The following is a 1,630-nucleotide window of genomic DNA, read 5'->3' as shown; positions in this document are numbered from 1 at the left end:
AGCGACCGCTTTCACCTCTGGCAGGGCCTCTCCCGCCGAGTCCAGGACATCACCTCCACCCACCGCGGATGCCTGCCCGCAGCCCTGCCCGCGGTCAGTGAAGACAATCCTGCACCGGGTGAGGACATCGCCGAGATCGCCGCGCCAGACACCCGGGCCGGGCGCCCTGCCCAGAGTCTGTTCGAGGCTGTCCACGCCCTGACCCGCACCGGACGGAGCCACAGCTCTGTGGCCCGGGAACTCGGCCTGGACCGCCCCACCGTCGGCAAGTACGCCCGAGCCCGCACCTGGCAGGAAGTGATGCGCCGGCCACCTCGCAAGCCTTCCACGCTCGACCCCTGCCTCGACTACCTGCGGCAGCGCTGAGACTAGGGACAGCACAGTGCGAAGATCCTGCACGAAGAACTGCAGACCAAGCGCTACCTCGGCCACTACCAGCGCGTGAAAATGGCCGTCGCCCCTCAGACAGGGCCTGCCCATCGACGAGCCACGCGAGCGACCGCCCTCACCTCGTGAAACGCCCGCTGGATCACCACCCACCCGCACCGCCGCAGCCCGCACATCAATGAACGCCTGCCCCCGCTCCTCGACCACAGCCCCGAACTCAACCTCACCCACGACCCGGTCCGCCGCTTCGCCACCATGCTCGACAACCACGACGCGGCACCCTTGCCGGTCTGGCTGGACGAGCTCGCAAACAGCCGGACTCGCCCCTCTCGCAGGCCTCGCCGGAGCCCTGCACGAAGACCGGCACGCCCTCGCCCAGATAATCACGACCCCTTACAACTCCGGGGTCAACGAAGGCCGCACCACCGACATCAAGCTTCAGAAACCGATCATGGCAGGCCGCGCCGGCGTCCCCTTCTCCGCCACCGCGTCGTACTAATCGCCCACCTACGCCGCCGCTATGCGGACCAGTCGAGCGTGCGACCGAGATGATCTCCGCCTACGAAAATCTTGCCAGAGCCACACAGAGAAGTACGCGGACACCCGCAGAATCACCGAGGGCAGGACCGCTGGGGGCGCCCAACGCTGCCTGAAGCGCGCGATCTCCAGGCAGCTGTTCAAGATCCTCGAACGAGCCGAACCGAACAATGATGAGAAGCCCAACGACCTCCCCAAACGGCTTGACCCGATATAGCGGCCTCGGGGGCAGGCTTCGTAGTCGCGGGCCAGGCAGCGGTGGTTTATGAGCCAGCCGAGTGTTCTCTCGACCGGTCCACCGGCGGGGCAAGACGGTAAATCCCTGGTGGTGGGGTCGCGGCGATGTCTAGGGCGGCGGCGTGCTCGACGAGGCGCCAGCGATAGCCGCCGTCGACCCAGGTCTTGCGGAGCGTGGGATGCTCGGCGGCTACCCGTTCGTTGAGGTCTGGCCGGCGACCGAGGGCGGACCTTGCGGTTGCGCAGCCACGTTGCCAGCCTCTTGGCGCCGGCGCGGCGGATCGCGGCTGGTCGTCTGGTAGCCCGTGAGCAATCGCAGCGGCCCGGCGTTGCCGAGGTCCAGGGAGCGTTCCAGGGCCGGGAACATGCTGTTCAGACACCGTTTCTTATGGCGTGATCGTTCGTTGAACCGTGCATGACGGATTTGGTTGAGCGCTTGGTACCGGATGAGTTATGGGTGTTGTTCCGG

1 protein-coding gene and 1 pseudogene are annotated in these 1,630 nt (G+C 66.8%); both read right to left on the bottom strand.

From position 1 onward, the window contains the following. Positions 1–657: hypothetical protein (locus AB0D66_RS34540; protein ID WP_362311099.1), on the bottom strand; the 657-nt coding region annotated here is incomplete at its 3' end. 729 nt (positions 658–1,386) lie between these two features. After that, positions 1,387–1,528 (bottom strand): annotated as a pseudogene (locus tag AB0D66_RS34535) (IS110 family transposase); the annotation flags it as partial. Between the last annotated feature and the right edge of the window lie 102 nt (positions 1,529–1,630).

The sequence above is a fragment of the Streptomyces sp. NPDC048270 genome (genome assembly GCF_040652335.1).
Classification (GTDB): domain Bacteria; phylum Actinomycetota; class Actinomycetes; order Streptomycetales; family Streptomycetaceae; genus Streptomyces.
Note: the sequence above shows the minus strand (reverse complement) of the source record. Positions and strands in the feature narration are given on the sequence as shown.